General features: G+C 61.1%; 19 protein-coding genes. 2 read left to right on the top strand and 17 right to left on the bottom strand.

Translation table 11 applies throughout. The annotated features are described in order from the left end of the window. Positions 1–48 precede the first annotated feature (48 nt). From B9N88_RS03760 to B9N88_RS03780, 5 genes are all read right to left on the bottom strand, one after another. Positions 49–2,196 (bottom strand): TonB-dependent siderophore receptor, encoded by a 2,148-nt coding sequence (locus tag B9N88_RS03760; protein ID WP_027603369.1) that lies wholly within the window; start codon positions 2,194–2,196, stop codon positions 49–51. A 127-nt stretch (positions 2,197–2,323) separates the two neighbouring features. Continuing rightward, positions 2,324–3,196: a sulfurtransferase gene (locus tag B9N88_RS03765; protein WP_027603370.1), complete on the bottom strand. Its 873-nt coding sequence runs from the start codon at positions 3,194–3,196 to the stop codon at positions 2,324–2,326. Next, positions 3,193–4,305, bottom strand: coding sequence for a phosphotransferase (locus B9N88_RS03770; protein WP_027603371.1), 1,113 nt, complete (start codon positions 4,303–4,305; stop codon positions 3,193–3,195). The genes B9N88_RS03765 and B9N88_RS03770 overlap by 4 nt, the downstream gene beginning before the upstream one ends. Next, a complete protein-coding gene (locus tag B9N88_RS03775) occupies positions 4,302–5,222 on the bottom strand; it encodes an ABC transporter substrate-binding protein (RefSeq protein WP_027603372.1) in 921 nt (306 codons plus the stop codon). The genes B9N88_RS03770 and B9N88_RS03775 overlap by 4 nt, the downstream gene beginning before the upstream one ends. A 176-nt stretch (positions 5,223–5,398) precedes the next feature. Further along, positions 5,399–5,656, bottom strand: coding sequence for a peptidase dimerization domain-containing protein (locus B9N88_RS03780; RefSeq protein WP_027603373.1), 258 nt, complete (start codon positions 5,654–5,656; stop codon positions 5,399–5,401). Between the two features lie 50 nt (positions 5,657–5,706). Here B9N88_RS03780 and B9N88_RS32830 point away from each other — a divergent pair, with 50 nt between their 5' ends. Continuing rightward, positions 5,707–5,928, top strand: a complete 222-nt coding sequence (locus B9N88_RS32830) for a response regulator (RefSeq protein WP_256221046.1) — start codon at positions 5,707–5,709, stop codon at positions 5,926–5,928. A gap of 90 nt (positions 5,929–6,018) precedes the next feature. On the opposite strand, the gene B9N88_RS03790 is transcribed toward B9N88_RS32830, so the two are convergent. The 5 genes from B9N88_RS03790 to B9N88_RS32835 all read right to left on the bottom strand — a co-directional run bounded on the left by B9N88_RS03790 (position 6,019) and on the right by B9N88_RS32835 (position 10,526). Continuing rightward, positions 6,019–6,768, bottom strand: coding sequence for a nitroreductase (locus B9N88_RS03790; protein ID WP_092359230.1), 750 nt, complete (start codon positions 6,766–6,768; stop codon positions 6,019–6,021). Between the two features lie 116 nt (positions 6,769–6,884). Then, positions 6,885–8,303 (bottom strand): sugar porter family MFS transporter, encoded by a 1,419-nt coding sequence (locus B9N88_RS03795; protein WP_051429288.1) that lies wholly within the window; start codon positions 8,301–8,303, stop codon positions 6,885–6,887. Between the two features lie 96 nt (positions 8,304–8,399). After that, complete coding sequence (locus B9N88_RS03800; protein WP_027603376.1) at positions 8,400–9,359, bottom strand: sugar phosphate isomerase/epimerase family protein; 960 nt, start codon at positions 9,357–9,359, stop codon at positions 8,400–8,402. Further along, a complete protein-coding gene (locus B9N88_RS03805) occupies positions 9,356–10,384 on the bottom strand; it encodes a Gfo/Idh/MocA family oxidoreductase (RefSeq protein WP_027603377.1) in 1,029 nt (342 codons plus the stop codon). Before B9N88_RS03805 ends, B9N88_RS03800 begins: the two co-directional genes overlap by 4 nt. Positions 10,385–10,397: 13 nt before the next feature. Beyond that, positions 10,398–10,526, bottom strand: coding sequence for a hypothetical protein (locus B9N88_RS32835; protein WP_256221047.1), 129 nt, complete (start codon positions 10,524–10,526; stop codon positions 10,398–10,400). Between the two features lie 199 nt (positions 10,527–10,725). On the opposite strand from B9N88_RS32835, the gene B9N88_RS03815 reads away from it, so the two are divergent. Continuing rightward, positions 10,726–11,751 carry a LacI family DNA-binding transcriptional regulator gene (locus tag B9N88_RS03815; protein WP_027603379.1) on the top strand — a complete coding sequence of 342 codons (1,026 nt, stop codon included), beginning with the start codon at positions 10,726–10,728 and terminating at the stop codon, positions 11,749–11,751. A gap of 94 nt (positions 11,752–11,845) precedes the next feature. Here the strand turns inward: B9N88_RS03815 and B9N88_RS03820 are convergent, their stop codons facing one another. The 7 genes from B9N88_RS03820 to ureE form a co-directional block, all read right to left on the bottom strand. Continuing rightward, complete coding sequence (locus tag B9N88_RS03820; RefSeq protein WP_227432273.1) at positions 11,846–12,367, bottom strand: LysR substrate-binding domain-containing protein; 522 nt, start codon at positions 12,365–12,367, stop codon at positions 11,846–11,848. A gap of 222 nt (positions 12,368–12,589) precedes the next feature. Continuing rightward, positions 12,590–13,468 (bottom strand): urease accessory protein UreD, encoded by an 879-nt coding sequence (locus tag B9N88_RS03825; protein WP_081744358.1) that lies wholly within the window; start codon positions 13,466–13,468, stop codon positions 12,590–12,592. Continuing rightward, positions 13,465–14,118: an urease accessory protein UreG gene (ureG, locus tag B9N88_RS03830; protein ID WP_027603381.1), complete on the bottom strand. Its 654-nt coding sequence runs from the start codon at positions 14,116–14,118 to the stop codon at positions 13,465–13,467. The genes B9N88_RS03825 and ureG overlap by 4 nt, the downstream gene beginning before the upstream one ends. A 26-nt stretch (positions 14,119–14,144) precedes the next feature. After that, positions 14,145–15,857, bottom strand: a complete 1,713-nt coding sequence (ureC, locus tag B9N88_RS03835) for an urease subunit alpha (RefSeq protein WP_027603382.1) — start codon at positions 15,855–15,857, stop codon at positions 14,145–14,147. Positions 15,858–15,860: 3 nt separating this feature from the next. Beyond that, positions 15,861–16,556 carry an urease subunit beta gene (locus B9N88_RS03840; protein WP_027603383.1) on the bottom strand — a complete coding sequence of 232 codons (696 nt, stop codon included), beginning with the start codon at positions 16,554–16,556 and terminating at the stop codon, positions 15,861–15,863. A gap of 45 nt (positions 16,557–16,601) precedes the next feature. Next, positions 16,602–17,357, bottom strand: coding sequence for an urease accessory protein UreF (locus B9N88_RS03845; protein ID WP_027603384.1), 756 nt, complete (start codon positions 17,355–17,357; stop codon positions 16,602–16,604). Further along, the gene (gene ureE / locus B9N88_RS03850; protein ID WP_027603385.1) at positions 17,354–17,794 is read right to left on the bottom strand and encodes an urease accessory protein UreE; all 441 of its coding nucleotides are present in this window, start codon (positions 17,792–17,794) and stop codon (positions 17,354–17,356) included. The genes B9N88_RS03845 and ureE overlap by 4 nt, the downstream gene beginning before the upstream one ends. Positions 17,795–17,806 lie beyond the last annotated feature (12 nt).

Raw genomic sequence — 17,806 nt, forward strand, 5'->3', positions numbered from 1 at the left:
GGTGCAACGCCTGTTGCTTGAGCTGGTCGGCCAGGGTAACGCTCGGCCTTAAAAATTGACGGTGGCGGACAATCGCGCCGTGCGCGGCGCACCCAGGAACAGGTAGCCGTCGCCTGCGGATTCACCCACATCGCGCCAGTAGCGTTTGTCGAACAGGTTGTCGACAGTCAGGCGCAGCACAGTGGCGTAATCGCCCACCTTGGTGCTGTAGCGACCGCCCACATCGAACACCGCGTAGTCGTCGACCTTCACCGTAGCTTCGCGGTTGGCGTATTTGCTCGCGCTGTATTGCACCCCGCCGAGCAAGGCCAGGCCAGGGACGCCGGGAATGCTGTAGTCGCCGTGCAGGCTGGCGCGCAGCTTGGGCACGTTGATTGCCTGGTGGCCGTCGTAGTCGTCGGTGCCGCTGCCACTGACCCGGGCGCGGATCGCTGCAACGCTGGCCGACACTTGCAGGTCGGAAGTCAGGTGGCCGTTGGCGGACAATTCGAGGCCCACATTTTTCTGCTTGCCTTGCTGCACGAAGGTGATGGTGCCGTCGTCGTTCGGTCGGTTGTATTGCAAATCCTGGGTGATCTGGAACAGCGCCGCGGTCAGGCTCAGGCGCTGGAAGTCACGCTTGACCCCCACCTCCAGCTGGCGCGAGGTGGTCGGCGGCAGCACCTCCTCGGCGTTGCTGCTGAACCACGCGGCCTCGCCACCCAGGGACAGGCCCTTGCTGTAGCTGGCGTACAACGAGGTGTCCGGGCGCGGTTTATAGATCAGCGCCACCTGGGGCAGGAACACGCTGCGCTGGGTGTGCCGAGTGGTGGCGCCGGCCTGGTTGTAAGTCTCTTCATCGAGGCGTACCTGGCGCCCGCCGAGGATGGTTTGCCACTGCTCGTTGAAGCTGATGCGGTCGCTGGCGAACAGGCCGTACTGGCGGCTGTCGAGGCGCCGGTAGGTGTGGCCAAGCGGGCCGTCGTAGGGTTCCAGTACCGGTGACGGCTGGTAGATATTGCCCTCGCCGATGTACGCGTTGACCGACGTGCGCCGGTCCACCAGGCGACGGAACGCGGTGGTGCCGAAGGTCAGGTCATGCTTGAGGAAACCGGTGTCGAACTGGCCATTGAGTGCAGCCTGGGCCTCTTCGTTGCGGCGGGTGTCGTCGGGGCTGCGGTAGTCGGAGATGTCATAATCGCCCTCGGCGCTGAAGTGGTTGGGCACAGCGGTATTGGCGCAACTGGCGGCACCGTAGCAACCCCAGGCGAAGGTGCTGTAGTCGTCGATCACCACGCGGCTGCGGGAGGCGCTGAAGCTGGCCTTCCAGGCGTCGTTGAAGCGGTATTCGAACAACCCGTCGAGGTTCAGGGAACGGATCCCCACCGGGTTCGACCAGCTCTGGTACGCCAGCAGGTCCTTGGGCGAAACGTGATGCGGCACCTCGGTGCCGCCGAGCAATTGATAGCCCGGCACCGAGCGCTGCTCGCGGTCCTGGTACTCGGCGTTGAGTTGCAGCAGGGCGTTGGGGCTGATGTTCCAATCCAGCGCCAACGAGGCGAAGTCGCGCTTGCCGTCGGCGTGGTCGACGTAGGAGCGAATGTCTTCGTGGGCCAGGTTGATGCGTACGCCCACCTGCTGCTCGGTGCCGAGCCAGCCACCGATGTCGGTGGCCAGGTAACGCTCGCCCTGTTCGTTGGTCGACACCGTCACCGAGCGCACATTTTCCGGGCGCTTGCTCACGTAGTTGACCAGTCCGCCGGGCTCGGAGACGCCACTTTGCAAACCGGCCAGGCCCTTGAGCACTTCCACTTGCTGCTTGTTCTCCAGCGCCACGTTCTGCTCGCCGGTGATGGTGCGACCGTTGATCTTGTAGCTGCTGGCCGGGTTGAGGGCGAAGCCACGGATCACGAAATTCTCGTAGTAGCCGACCGGCGCATAGCTGTCGCCCACCGAGGCGTCATTCTTCAACACCTCACTGAGCAGGCGTGCCTGCTGGTCTTTCAGGCGCGCTTCGGTGATCACGGCGACGGACGCCGGGGTGTCCAGCAACGGCGCGTTATCGAAGCCGGCCACGGCGGCTTTTTTTGCCTGATAGTCGGTGGTTTCCTGGCCGACGACGGTAACGGTGCCCAGCGTCGCATCCTGGGCATGGGCCGCCGCAGCGGCGAGGGTGATGCTCAGGGCGAGCAGCGTGTGACGGTAAGGTGTAGCCATATAAAGAGCGCTCCAAAGGTCTGCCGGCCATTGCCGTACGCCTTTATCGGGCGCAAAGGGGCCCAGCGCTGCGCAACGGACGGGTTGCCAGTTCGTGATGAAAAAGCCGAATTCGCCGAAAGTGGCGTCAGGCCGGAGCTGCTCCGGTAGTCATTGGTAAACGTGCGTCGGCGGCCCATTCCTGCAAGGAGCCGTCGTAGATCGCGATGTCCTGGCGACCCAGCAGGGTCAGGGCCAGCGCGTTGGCAGCCGCGGAGATACCGCCGCCGCAATACAGGATCAAAGGGCCTTCGCTGTGCAGCAGCGTGGGGCCAATCGCCAGGGCCAGGGCATCCTTGGGCAGGTAGCGGCCGTGGGCGTCGAACAGCAGGCGGGCCGGCAGGTTAAGGCTGCCGGGGATATGCCCGCGTCGGGCGTAGCGGGTGGCAGCGGTACCTTCAAAAAGGGCCGCGCCGAGGGCGCAGATCAGTTGTCCCCGTGCGTTGCCAGCGACGATTGCTTCTACGCCGCCGCGGTCAATCCATAGCTCTGGGCGTGGGTTGATTGACCAAGGGGACACAGGCGTTATCGGCTTGGCAGAGCCGCTGTGTTCGGGCAGACCGGCTTCACGCCAGGCGTTGAAACCGCCATCCAGCACCCTGGCGTCGATACCTGCTCCACGCAGCATCCACCACAACCGTGCGGCCCAGAAGCCGTCGGCACGGTCATAGATGACCACGGCTTTTTCTTTGCCTGCGCCAAGGTTTGCCAGGGCGCTCACCAGTGTCTCGGGGCGCGGCAAGGCAAAGCTGAAGCTGGCCTGGGTGTCCGCCAGTTCAGTCAAGAGGTCGGCATGCCGCGAGCCTGGGATATGTGCCTGCAACCAGCCGTCGTAACCGCTATCGACGCGGTAATCGTCATCGAACTCGGGTGAGGGCAGCACGACGGTGGCATCCAGCACCACTACTCCAGGGTCGTCCAGATGCGCCTGCAGCCATTGGCTATCGACCAGAATACTCATACGGTTTTCCGTCGGATATGGCCGAGCAGACGTTGCCCTTGCAGCCCGGCAAACCAGCGCAAATGGCCCAGCAGATACCTGTAGTACGCCACATCTGCACTGGCCGTGGAGCCCACCACATCCTGGTAATACGCCACTTCGGACAGCGCGAAATCTACATGCACCAACGGCAGCAAGGCGCTGAGGGTATGTAGATCCTTCGCGCCCAGCGGGCGCACCTGGTGATAACCGGCAAGCAGCGCATCGACGCTGTCGAGATCGGCGCGAGCCGCACCGCCAGTGTCCAGTTCCAGCCAGGGTATGGTGTTGCGTTCGATGGCCGTGGCCAGGTCGAAGAGGGCGAAAGTGCGGTCGGCCAGGCCGAAATCCAGCACGCTCGAAACGCTGCCATCAGCATTCCATAACAGGTTGGAGGCGTGCCAGTCGTTGTGAGTCCACAACGGTGGTTGTTCACGTAGCAACGGGTGCAACGCGTTGTGCCACGGCAACAACAGTTCGCTGAGTTGGGCTCGCCAATCCTTGCCTGCCAGGTAAGGGCTGGCGATGTTGGCGATGGCTTCCAGGGGCGCAGACTGTTCGATCAGCCGTGCGTTGGCCAGAAGCACATGGGTCCGGCGTCGGGGCGCGTCGTGGTGTTCGGCGGCCTGATGCAAACGCGCCAACGCCTGGCCGGCGGCGAAGGCATGCTGAAGATTCTGGAACGGCGACCACGACAGCGCATCGCGGTACAGGTCCAGGCCCTTGGCAACGTGGTGCACTTCATAGGTCCACTCACCTTGCACCGTGGCCGTCGCGCCATGTCGATTCGGCACTACCGCCGCCACCGGCGCGCCCCGGCGATGCAGGTGGGCGATCAGTTGGTGTTCTTCTTGCAGCCACGCGGCTTGGCGCACCCGTTGGTGATGTCGTTTGACGAACAGCGTCGCGTTACCGGTGGTGATCAATCCGGCGGCGGAAAACGGCCGTGGGCTATGCCAATGCAGGCTATGCAGCGGACCCAGTTGCGGGTACTCCCGCAGCAGGTGTGCGATGTCGGTTTCGTGCAGGGCCGGCCAATCGGCGGCAACCGGCTCCAGCCCCAGGCCGTGAGCGGTGCGTTGGGGGTTCATGCGCTCACCTCGGGCAGATAAGCGTTGCTGGTTGCGCCTTGCCACACCTGCGGATCGTCGAGCACCGCATGCTCGTGCAGCCATTCGGCGTAGGGTGCCAGCAGCGCCTGGCGTTGCTCACCCCAGCGGCCTTCATGCAGCCAGGTCGGGGCGATTTTATGCAGCGAGGCACTTAGCAATTCGGCCGGGAAATACGGCGTGGTGTGTTCGTAGGCGGCGAGGGCAATCGCCGGATCCTGCGCCACGGCCAGGTAACCGCGGGCGGTGGCCGCGAGGAAGTCACGCACCACTTCAGGTTTGTCGGCGAGGGTGCGTTCGTGGGTGCCGAGCAGGTAGCTGTGATAGGCCGGAGCGCCGATGTCGTCCACCGGCAACACCACGCGGCGCGCCGCTTCGATAGGACTGTGCATCAACGCTTCCCAGGCCCAGTAACCGCCAAAACTGGCGTCGGCGATACCTTCGGCGAGCTGCTCGGGGCGCAGTTCGCGCACACCGCTGTCCACCAGGATCACCGCGTCGAAGTCACCTCCGTCGCGGCTCACCAAGTGGCGCACCATGGCCAGGCCACGTGGTGTCGGGTTGAGGGCCAGGCGCTTGCCGACCAGGTCTCGCGGGCGACGGATGCCGGAATCGGTGAGGGTCTGGATCGACTCCAGGCCCGCATGGTTGATCGCCGCGATGCCTTGCAACGGTTGGCCCAGGGCACGGCGCACCAGCAGGCGGTTGCTGGGAAATACGCCAAAATCCGCCGCACCGGCCAGCAGGTGCTGCAGGGTGTCGCCACGGTAGGGGTCGTGCACCACCAATTCCACATCCAGGCCCAGCTCTTCATACCAGCCGCGCTCCCGCGCCAGGTACAAACCCGCCGAATTCGGCCAGGGATGGAAGTACTCGAGCATTACCTTTACCGACACCATCGCTTGCCACTCCAGTCCAACGTGTTTTGATGGAAGCGATTTATAAGGGAGTGATCTGGTATATACCAATATCCTTTATTGCTATGGATATAACCGCAGCGCGGTCTGAATTCACCGTTCCGGACCCTAGGGCGACAACCGAGGAGCGTCAATCATGTAGCTCAACGTCATCCGACTCAGTGCCCGGATCCCCACCGCCAGGCTCGGGTCATCCACCTGGAAGCCCGGCGAATGGGTTGCAACACGTCCTCACGCTGTTCATCGCTGACGGTGTGAATCGAACCTTTCAGGCGCACTTCGGCGGGGATGATGTTGTGGCGGTCACCGGCCTCGATACGGCCCACGCAAATCACCGACGCCGGCAACAGGCTGAGGCTGGATTGGCGACAGGGAATGGTCTGCCAGGCCAGGATCACCTGGGCGGCAACGGGCACCGGCTTGCGCAGGCCACGGGCTTCCGGCCGGGGTCATCGACGCGAATCGTATGGTCGAAGATCACCACCTTCACCGCGCCGGTCTGCTGTTTGAGCAGGGCTTCGGTTTCCGGGTAGTAATGCAGGCGCACTTGTTTGTCATCCTCCAAGTTCGCAACGGCACTGGTGTGATCGACTTTTTCGAAGCCGGCCGTTGCTGGCCAAGGGCTTTCGTCAGCGTGCGTGGCACCCCGCAGCCGATCCCCGGCTGGTGGCCTGCGAAGAACACCTGACCCGTCGCAATCGTCTGTATGTGTTCAAGTCCCTACTGCAAAACGCCCAATGGCCCGACGCCGATGCCCTGGCTGCGTATGCACCACTGATCATGGCTGGGTCTCCTTATTATTATGGTGAAAAACGGCGAAAGCGCTGACCGGTTCCCGGGCTGTTACCAGAGTGTTTTCAACGGCCTTGGGGTCGGCATAGCCAAGGCTCATGCCACACACCAGCATCTGGTCGGCGGGAATGCTCAACATTTCTGAAATGACGTTGTGGTATTTGAGGAAGGCGGCCTGCGGGCACGTGTGCAACCCCCGCCCGCGTGCCGCCAGCATGATGTTTTGCAAAAACATGCCGTAGTCCAGAAGGCTGCCTTGCTCCAACACGTTGTCCACGGTAAACAGCAAGCCAACCGGCGCGTCGAAGAACCGGTAATTGCGCCCGTGCTGTTGGTGCATGCGTTGTTTTTCACCTTTGGCAATCCCAAGCAGCCCGTAGAGGTCCCAACCCACCTTGCGCCGGCGATCGATGTAAGGCGTGATCCATTCGTTCGGGTAGTAGGCGTAGGGCTCCTGCATATCGCTGCTGAGTCGTGGGTCGTTGTCGATCGCGCTGATGGCCATTGACAGGCGCTCTTTCGCTTCACCGGTTACAACGTGCACCTGCCAGGGCTGCATGTTCACACCCGAGGCACTGAAGCGTGCGACATCCAGAATCGCTTCGACTTCCTCATGGGGCACGGCTGTCGGCAAAAAGGCCCTGATGCTGCGCCGTGACATGATTGCCCAATCGACAGTGCGCTGGGTTTCTAGCGCAGACAGCGGTGGTGGTGATAAGCGATTCAAGATACGCATCCTTTTAGCGGGTTCCGTTCAGGGGGAGTCGTCGGCCGGCGACTGCGCGATTTTCATGTCGAGGGATTTTTCGTCGAAACTGACCATGGTCATGGGCGCGTCATACTCGATCTCGTCTAACCATACAACCGCTGTTCAATCTCTTCGAGCGTGCTGCCTCGTGTCTCCGGTACCCACACAGCGACAAAGGTCAGTGACAGAAGTCCCGCTCCCACGAATACAAAGAAGGTTTGGCCGATCCCGATTGTCGCAACCAGCGTTGGAAAGAACATGCCGATCATCACGTTGGTCAACCAGAAGGCTGCGATAGCCATACCCATGCATCCGCCGCGGATGCGCATTGGGAAAATTTCTGCCAAAAGTACCCAGAAAGCAGGCCCGATCAGCCCTTGCATGGAGGCAAGGAACATCGCCATGGCTCCGAGAATGAGCATGGCGCGGGTAACGGAGGGGTCGACAAAAACTGAGACCAGGCCAATCAACAATAAAGACAATGTAGTGCCGGTGAAACCGAGCAGCATCATTGGGCGACGGCCCACGCGGTCCAGCAGAGCAATACCCACGAACGTTGCGCCAATCGAGATAACGCCGTTTACGACATTGGCGATCAGTGCACTACGTTGTTCCAGGCCTGCTTCTGTGAGGATCTGGGTGCCGAAGTACATGATTGAATTGACTCCGGTCAGCTGCGACGTAACAGCGATACCGATGCCAATCAAAAAGATTCGTCGCGCGCCCTTTTGAGACAGGTCGCGCCAGCCACCTTTTTTGATGAATCGTTCGTTGCTGATCTGTTGGGTAATGGCCTCCATTTCAGCCTTGGCATAGTACTCTTCCCGTACTAGTTTCAGTACTTCCAGGCCCTCTCTGAAGCGGCCTTTGGTTGCCAGCCAGCGCGGGCTTTCGGGCATGTAGAGCATTCCCAACCAGAGTGCCACTGCTGGCAGGGTTGCCAAGGCAAGCATCCATCTCCACACACCATCGAGATCGCTGAACAAATTGCCCAATGTGGCGTTAGTGGTGAAGGCCAGGAATTGCCCGGTGACGATCATCAACTCGTTACGGGTAATGATGCGACCGCGGATGCTGGACGGAGCCATCTCTGCAAGATACGCCGGCACGACGACCGATGCGCCGCCCACCGCTAACCCGAGCGTGAAGCGGGCGGCCACCATGACATCGAGGGTGGGCGCCAGCGCACAAGCCAATGCGCCAAGAAAAAACAGCACGGCGAGGAAAAGAATGATACGGCGGCGCCCCTTGAGGTCTGATAAGCGACCGCTGCACAGCGCCCCCATCATTGCGCCGATCAACAAGGCACTGGCGACCAAGCCTTCCGTAAATGGCGTCAGGCCCAGGTCATCCTTCATGTAGAGCAGGGCACCATTGATGACGCCGGTATCGAAGCCGAAGAGCAGGCCGCCAAACGTGGCGATCCAAGTCACTTTTTGCAGGTAGCGCTGTGCCTGGCGTTTTTCAGGACTTACATAGGCGGCTGAAGTGTCTGCCGTATTTCCGTAGGAATTAATTGTCATTGTGATATTCCTGACTGAAACTCATGGGGAGGCTCACTCGCCATTGCGGTGAGCGATTTAATATGGAATTACATTGGTTTTTTCTCGTGGTGCGATTCAGATGGACTGGGGTTTGAAATCGCTGGCGGCAACCGGCATGACGCTCTTTAGCAGTCTTACGGACTTTTCCAAGCCCTCGAGGCTGTTGAGTAAAACGTCCTCATGCTCAATCGATAGCCAGCCATCGTAGCCAGCCATTTTCAAGCGGTAGCAGAACTGCCTCCACCATTGCTCGCCGTGGCCGAATCCAAGTGTGATGTAGGACCAGCTACGGGATGAGATATCCATCAATGAGCCATTTTCCAGGAGTGAGTCCACGGCCTGGACTGGCGCATTAAGCAAGGTATCCTTGGCATGTACGTGGTAGATGGCAGCGCCCAGTGCCTCGGCGGCTACCAGCGGATCAGCGCCCATCCAGAACAGATGAGAGGGATCCAGGTTGGCGCCTATCACCGGTCCGATCGCATGGCGTAGTTTCAGAAGCGAACGGACGTTGTAGACGCATTGGTTACCGTGCAATTCCAACGCGATACGCTCCACACCATTTTCCTTGGCCAGGTCAGCGATCTCGCTCCAGAAGGGCAGCAGGCGTTCTTCCCATTGATAGCGCAGCATTGTCTGGGTTTCGGGAGGCCATGAGGCAACCACCCAGTTCGGCATCCTGTCGCCGGCCCGACCTTCCGGTAAGCCAGACATGGTGCAGACGGTCTTGACTCCCAGTTCACCGGCTACGCGTATCGTGTCCCGGAGGCATTGGCCTTGTTCGGGCTGTGTAGGATGCAAAGGGTTGCCGTTGGCGTTCAGGGAAATGATTTCCAGATTGTGCTCCTGGAAGCTGCGTTTGAGTGCCTTGCGGTCGTCGGCGCTGGCGAGCATCTGTGCCAAGTTAAAGTGTGGTGCGGTCGACCATCCGCCGGTGTTGATCTCCAGGCCCGACACTTCCAGGCGTTCCGCCTGCTTGAGCATCTCCCGCAATGGCAGGTGACCGAGGCTATCGGTGACGAATCCCAGCTTCATGACGTAGCTCCTTCTCTCGATCGGTAGAGGGGCGGTGCTTCCAGCGTCGGCAAAACGACCCGGCGACGCTGATTGAGCGCCTCGATGCCAGCTTGAGCGACAATGGCTGCGCAATAGCCGTCCCAGGCACTCGCGGCATGGACGGGGAACCTTCCTGTGGTGATGAACTCCACGAATGCTTTGTTCTGCAGGCGGTAGGCGTCGGCGAAACGCGGCCGCCAATCGGCAGCGTACCGTTCAAAACCCTGAAGACAGGTGTTGAAGCGAGCATGTACGGGGCTGGCCAGGTGCACGGAACCCAGCTCGCCCACCAGCTCGCCACGGACGTCGTACCCGTAATGGGCGTTGTTGTTGATTTCGATGTTCACCAGATGGCCTTCCCGGGTTTCCAGCACCATGAATACCGGGGCGCCGACGCCGTCCTTAGACGTGTGGGTGGGTTGGAACACTGAAATGGCAACGTATTCAGTATCGAGCACGTGACGTGCCACATCGAATTCATGAGGCGCGGAGTTACTGATCGCCATTTGCCCGCTGAAGTTGGCGGGAGCTTCTACGTTGCGATGGAAATTGTGCATCATCACAGCCCGACCGATCACGCCGTCGCTCAAGGCACTTTTCATTTCCCTGTACGAAGGGTCAAACCGGCGCATAAAGCCCAGTTGCACGAATTGGCGACCCCGGGAGGCTTCTTTGTCGATGACCGCCAGGCACTGGTCCGGGCTTTGAGACAGCGGTTTCTCACACAGTGCAGGTTTCCCTGCATCGATGGCTGCCATGGTCAGGACCGCATGGGTTTCGTCCGGGCTGGCGATGATGATTGCATCGACATCGGACCTTGAAAGCGTGAACAGTGGATCAGTGGAAACGTCAGCGGCGCCATAACGGTCAGCTATCAGCTTCGCTCGCTCTGGCGACGCATCACACACCACATGCAAAGTGGCTCCCGGAAGGTCCTGGGCAATGATGCGGGCGTGATCTTCCCCCATAATCCCTGCGCCGATAACGGCGATTCGTATGCTCATATTCAACTACCTATCAATGGGCGAAAGTCATCAACGCGGCGTCGAACTCGCGAGCGTGTTGATTGAGAAAGGAGGTGCGCAATAGGGCACAAGCGGCGTAGCCGTGGCGGTCGAAATCAACCGGTGGGGACGAGTTACTCATGGGGCGATCCTGGCGGTTTGTTGTGTTTGTTATGCCTCGATTATTAGCACCGAAAAAGCAATCATCAAGCAGCGCCATAGGCGGTTTATGATGTAAAACACCTCAAATGCGAAGATGCATTGATGCCTGTAATTGCTCTTGAAAACAATCATCAGCAATGCGTATATGGTGTAAAGAACATCAAAAAAGGGCTGGCTATATGACCATGCAAACATCGGCGCGCTTATGGAAGGGCCCCACTGTTCAACAGGTCGCTAAGGTGGCCAGGGTCGGGGCAGCGACCGTCGATCGTGTGCTGAATAACCGCCCCGGCGTACGGGAAAATACTCGTCTGAAAGTGCTGGCGGCGCTGGATAAGCTAAAGAAAGATTTGGCTGACGGCATGGCAACGTTGCAGATCAAGTTATTCTGCGACTCGGGCGAAACCTTCAATGCGACGCTGGCCGGCGCCGAGACAGTGGTGAACGCCTCGACACCTGGTGTCGTCGTACATGGCTACTATGTACCGACTAACCAGGTCGATCCCGCCGCGTTTGCTGATCAGGTTCAGGCTGAGGGTGCCTCAGCGGATGGTGTGATTGTCGTATCGCGCGAGCATCCGGCGATCAACCGAGCGATTCGCAAACTGTGCAGCCTGGGTATCCCCGTCGTTTGCCTGACCACCGACCTGCCTAATTCCGGACGAAGCGCTTACGTAGGCAACGATCAATATGCGGCAGGCAGTGTCGCCGGGCTACTGATAGGCAATGCGTTACCCAAGGAGCCGGCAAAAATTCTGTTAGTGACCAGTGTGCCGTTTCGCTGCCAGCAAGAGCGGGAGATGGGGTTTCGCAGGGTGCTTCGCTCGGAGTTTCCCTATCTGAAGATCGACGAGCGGGTGATTTCCGATGATCGCCCCTATACCACTACTGAGCAATTGACGCGTTATTTTTCCAAGCACTACTACCCGGCAGCCATCTACAACGTGGCCGGCGCCAATCGGGGCGTTGCTCAAGCGATAGATACCATTGCGGTTGAGGATCGGCCTATTTTTGTCGGTCATGAGCTTACGGTTCATACGCGGGCGATGCTTGAGTCCGGCGTCATGGATTATGTTATCTCTCATGATTTCGTTGGCGAGACTGCCGCAGCGGTGCGCTGGATACGAGGAGCGATTGAGGGAGCGGCGACAACGCCACCTTCAACACAGATCTTGATTCACACTCGATATAACTGTGGTACGTAAGGCCAGGTTGCGGTCGGTATCTAATTTGCGTGCATCGATGCATACATAAAAGCGTATGGGACAGCGTGGTGGCAGGCCTGCAAAAGGAGGTTCCCTACGACTCAACCGTCGTTGCTTTCTTCGCTTCGTCCAGCATCCATTGAGCAAACGCTTGTATTGGCTCTCTGCTCAATGCGATGGGCTCGGGGAGGATGAGGCAGAAGGTTTTGGAAATGGTTTTCCCCTCTGGCCACGGAGCGACCAGACGTCCTAACGCCAGTTCAGTTTCAACGTAAAGACGCGGGACCAGCGCAACACCGAGGCCGGCCAATGCCGCCTCGATCAACATGCCGTGAAGATCGTAGCGCGCACCAATCGCTGGATTGGTAAGTGGGATCCCCGTTTCCAGGGAATAGCGCTGCCAGGCATCCGGGTTCTGCCGTCGGTGCAGGCGTGGAAGCATGTCCAGTGTTGCTGCTCCTGTGCTCTCTTGGAGCAATGCAGGATGACAAACAGGAACCAGCACTTCATGCAAAAGGTGGTGAGTCCGCATACCCGTCCACGCTGGGTGCTCGAAATGGATGGCAGCATCGAATCCGCTCCCGGCCAGGACGAAGGGGTCCATGCGCTCGGACAAGATTCTTATCGCGGGTATGCACCTTGGCGAGCTTGGATTTGCACATGTCGAGCGGATAGGCAAGACCTACAAAATTTCCTACGAAACTTAGCGGCTGTTCGAGATGCCTACGATGCATCGGCTGCGGCGAATGAGGTCATTGATCCTACGGCGCCTCCTGCCAGCGGTCGAACAGAAAATCGCTGAACGCCGTCAGCCGGCGTGGGCTGCAATCGTCACTCCTCATTTGCGGCGCATACGTGGTGCCACACCGGTCAGATGCTCACGTACACACGCCCAGGCTCTGTGAAGGCTGTTGCGCAGTGACACGGCATCAAGGGTCATGATGCGTAATGAAACCCCGCAGTCGTTGGGCAATGCGCTGACACCCAGGTAGCTGTCGGGGTGAGTGGGCAGGGCATTGCGCAATGCGGTTTTCAGCGCTTCGACAGGCAAGCCCTGACCCACGAGCATGAATGTCGCCAGGGTCTGGAAGGCACCACCGACGCCCGGTAATTGCCGCAGCAGGTCTTGCCCGTTCAGCGCCAGGCGATCGCCGGCCAGCAAACGGCCTGCCGGGCAGCGCACTTCCAGGTCGGCGCGGTAGACATCGAAGAGGCCGGCACTGTCCTGGGGGGTGTGCAGGCAAAACGCGTCGCACAGCATCACCCTGGCGCCCGGGTGCAGATTCACCCTTACCTGGCTGTGCAGTTTTGCCTGGGGAAACAGGATCGTCGCCATAGGCAGGTACTCCAGTAATGCTCCGCGTTCTGCAGTGAGGTTGACGGTCTGGCGTGCCGATTGCTCGAGCATGCTGTGGGCTACCGTCGCCGCGCCAGTGCTGACATGCACTTGAGTGTCCGGCCCGGCATGCAGGTGCATCCGCAACTCCTGGCCTGCGAAAATCCCGCCCGAGCACGACTGCACATACACGGCCGCCATGCCTTTCGGGTCGTCCGGCAGCTTCAGGGTGCGGCCCAGGTGAAAGGGATAGCCCACGCGCTGTTCGCTGATATAACTGGCGCCGGACGGCGCTTTGCTGAAGGCAATCCGGGCCTGCACCTGCGAGGATGCCTTGGGCGGTGCAATCAACGGGCGAAACAGTTCCTGCGGCGCGTTCATGGTCGGTCAAACAACACGGCGCGGCTGATGGCGTCGACGACCGCGTCGACCCCGTCACCCGTCGCGCAGTTGGTGAACAGCACGGGCCGGCCGTTGCGGGCTTCGGCTGATTCGCGACGCATGCGTGGCAGATCCACGCCCACATAGGGCGCCAGATCATATTTGTTGACCACCAGCAGATCACAGCTCAACACGCCGGGCCCTCGTTTGCGCGGGATGTCATCGCCGCCGGCGACATCAATGACAAAGATCCAGTAATCCACCAGATCCAACGAGAAGGTCGAGGCCAGGTTATCGCCGCCGGACTCAATCAGGATCAGGTCCAGGTTCTCGAATCGCGCTTCCAGCTCGTCGGCCATTTGCAGGTTCAGCGTCGGGTCTTCGCGGATCGCCGTATGCGGGCAGGCGCCGGTTTCCACCGCGAGCACCCGTTGTGGGTCGATCAGGCCGCTGCGCTGCACGCGTTCGGCGTCCTCGCGGGTGGCCAGGTCGTTGGTGATGATGGCCAGCTCGGTGCCGCGCGCGATGAAGCGCGGAATCAGTTGCTCCAGCAGGCGAGTCTTGCCCGAGCCGACCGGGCCGCCGATCCCGACGCGCGCGGCGCCCGGGTGGGGTTGCGGCTGCGGTGCGGCGTTGAATGCAGTGCTCATTAGCAGGTTCCTTTTATTGGCTGTGATCAGCGCAGCATGTAGCGCTGGGCCAAGGGCACTTCGCTGACCGGCTCGCAGGTCAGGCGCTCACCGTCGGCGTACACATCGAAGGTCTGGGGGTCGACGCGAATGTCCGGGCAGGCGTGGTTGTGCAGCATGTCGGACTTGCGCAGCGTGCGGGTGCCGAAGGCCGGCAACAGGGCTTTTTTCAGGCCCAGTTTCTCAGCGGTATCGGCCTCCACCGCAAGGCGATTGACGAAATTCACCGACAGTGCCTGTTTGGCCTCACCAAAGGCCCCCCATTGCGGGCGCATGATCAGGGGTTCGCAGGTGTACAGCGAGGCTGCCGAGTCGCCCATCACGCCGTGCACGATAAACCCGCCCTTGACCACCAGCTCCGGCTTGATGCCAAAAAAGGCCGGCCGCCATAGCACCAGGTCAGCGAGCTTGCCCGGCTCCAGCGAGCCGATGTAACTGTCGATGCCGAACACCCGCGCAGCGTTGATCGTGTACTTGGCGATGTAACGCTTGATGCGTTCGTTGTCGCCCAATCCGGTTTTTTCTTCCGGTAGACGGCCGCGTTGCTCTTTCATCTTCGAGGCCAGTTGCCAGGTGCGGCAGATCACCTCGTTGATGCGCCCCATGCCCTGGCTGTCGGAACCCAGGATCGAAATTGCGCCGGTGTCGTGCAGGATGTCTTCGGCGGCGATGGTCTGCGGACGCACTCTGGATTCGGCGAACGCCACGTCTTCCGGCACGTCCGGATTAAGGTGATGGCAGACCATGATCATGTCCAGGTGTTCGTCGAAGGTGTTGACGGTGTACGGATTGGTCGGGTTGGTCGAGGAGGGGATGCAGTTGGCTTTTCCCGCCACGCTGATGATGTCCGGGGCGTGGCCGCCGCCTGCGCCTTCGGTGTGGTACATGTGGATCGTGCGGTCGCCGATGGCGGCCAGGGTGTCTTCGAGAAAACCCGATTCATTCAAGGTGTCGGTGTGCAACTGCACCTGGAAGTCGTATTCATCGGCCACCTTGAGGCAGGTATCGATCACGGCGGGCATCGCGCCCCAGTCCTCGTGGATCTTCAATCCCAGGCAGCCACCGCGCAGTTGGCCGAGCAGCGATTCCGGCTTGCTGGAATTGCCCCTGCCGAGAAAGCCGAAATTGATTGGCCAGGCTTCAGAGGCCTGCAGCATCTTGCCGACGTTCCATTCGCCGCCGCAGTCGATCCCCACGGTAATCGGCCCGAGCGAGCCGCCGATCAGCGTCGTCAGGCCCGCCGCCAGCGCGTGATCGCACAGTTGCGCCGAGTCGAAATGCACGTGCACATCGATCCCGCCCGGCGTGACGATCAGGCCTTCTGCGTCGCGCACGGTGGTTGCGACGCCACAGATCAATTGCGCATGGACACCGTCCATGACCTGCGGATTACCGGCCTTGCCGATGGCCACGATCTTGCCGTCCTTGATGCCGATGTCGCCTTTGACGATGCCGATCACCGGGTCGATGATCAGCGCGTTGCAGATCAGCATGTCCAGCGCGCCGTCTGCGCTGTCATGCCCTGGCATCAGGCCCATGCCGTCACGCAGGGTCTTGCCGCCGCCGTGCAGGCATTCATCGCCGGGCACCGCGTAGTCGAATTCCACCTCGGCCAGCAGCGACGTATCCCCCAGGCGCACCGCGTCGCCAGTGGTGGGGCCGTACATCGCGGCGTATTCCTTGCGCGTCATCGTTGCCATGGGTCATGCCCCCTTGAACTGTTGTGCGCGGGCTCGATCAAGCGCGATGGCTTTGCAGGCCGGATCGTGCAGGTTGCCATTGGTCAAACCGCTGAAACCGTGGATGTCCCCCGTGCCGCCGAATTGCACCAGCTGCACTTCGCGCAGCTCCCCCGGCTCAAAACGCACGGCGGTGCCCGCAGGAATGTCCAGGTGCATGCCGAAGGCGGCGGCGCGCGGGAAATCCAGCGCCTTGTTGACTTCGAAAAAGTGGTAGTGACTGCCGATTTGCACCGGCCGGTCGCCGGTATTGATGGCCCGTACGGTGGTCGTGGGGCGACCGCTGTTGAGTTGTATATCGCCCTCGGGCGAGATGATTTCGCCAGGCGTCGGCATGACGGCCAACGGCAACCGGCCGGGTCGAATCGGCTGATGCACGGTGACCAGTTTGGTGCCATCGGGGAACGTACCTTCCACCTGCAGTACCGGCAGCAGCTCGGCCACGCCGGGCATGACGTCGTCAGTGTTGAGGAGTGTCGAGCCGAAACCGATCAGCTCGGCCACGCTGCGCCCCTCACGGGCGCCTTCGAGGATTTCATCGGCAATCAGCGCCGAGGCTTCCGGAAAGTTCAGGCGCAGCCCTTTGGCGCGGCGTTTGCGCGAGAGTTCGGCGGCGGTGTACAGCGTCAGCCGCTCAAGTTCGGTGGGCGTCAGCAGCATGTTCAAGCTCCTGTGTCGGCAGCAGGCGTTTTCGTGCCTGCCACCTCAATTGGCGAAAAGACGGAGGTCCTGGGTTTCGTGCCGCATCACGGCGATCTCGGCCATGGGCGTGAAGCCGCTGGCGTCGTCGAGGGCGAGCGGCGCCTGAGCAAGCAGTTGCAGCAGCAAGGGCTGGATGTCGGTGAGTACCCGCTGCGCATCCACATGCCCCATTACGCCCAGGCGCACAGCGGCGCTGACCAGTCCGGTGCACAGCCCATGGGCGGCGGTGAGTTGGCAGTGCTCGAGTTGCATGCCGAGTTGTTGCCACAGCAGCCCTTGCAACACCGGCAAATGCCCCGGCGTTGCCCGGGCGAGCACGTGTTGCTGGTAAGCGGCAGCGCCGGGGGTACCGAGCGCGACATGCACGCCCAGCAACGATTGGCCGACGCGACGTGAGCCTTGGCGCAGTTCCTCGGCCAGGGTCAGGGCCTCGATGTGACTGTCGAGGTCCATCAGGGTGGCGAGGTCAGCCGCTGCATGCCAGGCGGCGCATAAAAACACCCGGTCAAAACTGTTCCAGCGATGACGCAATTGACCTTCGACGAAGGCCCGTACCTGAGCGCTGCGATCATTCTGCAGGCCGCGCTGACGGCGCCTGACAGGGACTGGGTCGGTCATCGCGGCGTTCTGCCCCAGGCGTGCATCGGCCACCAGCGTTTCCAGGCCCCATGACCAGGCAACCGCACCACCAGGGAAAAAACTGTCGGCCTGTTGCAGCGCCAACAGGCTGCTGCGCAACTCGGCCGGTGCGGCGTTCATAGGCGCAGCACCCGGCCGTCCGCGAGCAGCGGCGCAAGATGCTCGAGGTAGTCGGCCTCCGGGCCATTCAGCGGGATTCGTAACGCAGTGCCTGCAAAGCGCACGGCCCAGTGCATGTTGCCGGCGAAATACCCCAGCTCCAGCGCTGCGGCAGCGTCCCGCGGTTGCAGGTCGAGAAAGTGCACGTCCTGCATGTGCACGACGATGGCGCGCTGACCGTCGAGCATCAGCACCGAGCCGTTACGCAGTTGCTGATGGCGCTCCAGTCGAATCGCACAGTCGGTGCCGCGATCACTGGCCAGGCGCAGGCGATGACGCTGAATGTCGCTGGCCGACAGGCTGAGGGTTTCGACCAGGCCTGCGTGGCTGAGGTCATGCAAACGGTCGGCGAGGGCAGGGTCGCTGGCCTGGCCCAGAATGCGGTCGAGGATCAACATGGTGTGTGCTCC

It is taken from the genome of Pseudomonas sp. LAMO17WK12:I1 (assembly GCF_900177315.1).
GTDB lineage: Bacteria > Pseudomonadota > Gammaproteobacteria > Pseudomonadales > Pseudomonadaceae > Aquipseudomonas > Aquipseudomonas marginalis.

Excerpts from the sequence above, each read along its gene's own strand:
- B9N88_RS03760 (WP_027603369.1), bottom strand. The coding sequence starts at position 2,196 with ATGGCTACACCTTACCGTCACACGCTGCTCGCCCTGAGCATCACCCTC.
- B9N88_RS03765 (WP_027603370.1), bottom strand. The coding sequence starts at position 3,196 with ATGAGTATTCTGGTCGATAGCCAATGGCTGCAGGCGCATCTGGACGAC.
- B9N88_RS03770 (WP_027603371.1), bottom strand. The coding sequence starts at position 4,305 with ATGAACCCCCAACGCACCGCTCACGGCCTGGGGCTGGAGCCGGTTGCC.
- B9N88_RS03775 (WP_027603372.1), bottom strand. The coding sequence starts at position 5,222 with ATGGTGTCGGTAAAGGTAATGCTCGAGTACTTCCATCCCTGGCCGAAT.
- B9N88_RS32830 (WP_256221046.1), top strand. The coding sequence starts at position 5,707 with ATGGTCGAAGATCACCACCTTCACCGCGCCGGTCTGCTGTTTGAGCAG.
- B9N88_RS03790 (WP_092359230.1), bottom strand. The coding sequence starts at position 6,768 with ATGCGTATCTTGAATCGCTTATCACCACCACCGCTGTCTGCGCTAGAA.
- B9N88_RS03795 (WP_051429288.1), bottom strand. The coding sequence starts at position 8,303 with ATGACAATTAATTCCTACGGAAATACGGCAGACACTTCAGCCGCCTAT.
- B9N88_RS03800 (WP_027603376.1), bottom strand. The coding sequence starts at position 9,359 with ATGAAGCTGGGATTCGTCACCGATAGCCTCGGTCACCTGCCATTGCGG.
- B9N88_RS03805 (WP_027603377.1), bottom strand. The coding sequence starts at position 10,384 with ATGAGCATACGAATCGCCGTTATCGGCGCAGGGATTATGGGGGAAGAT.
- B9N88_RS32835 (WP_256221047.1), bottom strand. The coding sequence starts at position 10,526 with ATGAGTAACTCGTCCCCACCGGTTGATTTCGACCGCCACGGCTACGCC.
- B9N88_RS03815 (WP_027603379.1), top strand. The coding sequence starts at position 10,726 with ATGACCATGCAAACATCGGCGCGCTTATGGAAGGGCCCCACTGTTCAA.
- B9N88_RS03825 (WP_081744358.1), bottom strand. The coding sequence starts at position 13,468 with ATGAACGCGCCGCAGGAACTGTTTCGCCCGTTGATTGCACCGCCCAAG.
- ureG (WP_027603381.1), bottom strand. The coding sequence starts at position 14,118 with ATGAGCACTGCATTCAACGCCGCACCGCAGCCGCAACCCCACCCGGGC.
- ureC (WP_027603382.1), bottom strand. The coding sequence starts at position 15,857 with ATGGCAACGATGACGCGCAAGGAATACGCCGCGATGTACGGCCCCACC.
- B9N88_RS03840 (WP_027603383.1), bottom strand. The coding sequence starts at position 16,556 with ATGCTGCTGACGCCCACCGAACTTGAGCGGCTGACGCTGTACACCGCC.
- B9N88_RS03845 (WP_027603384.1), bottom strand. The coding sequence starts at position 17,357 with ATGAACGCCGCACCGGCCGAGTTGCGCAGCAGCCTGTTGGCGCTGCAA.
- ureE (WP_027603385.1), bottom strand. The coding sequence starts at position 17,794 with ATGTTGATCCTCGACCGCATTCTGGGCCAGGCCAGCGACCCTGCCCTC.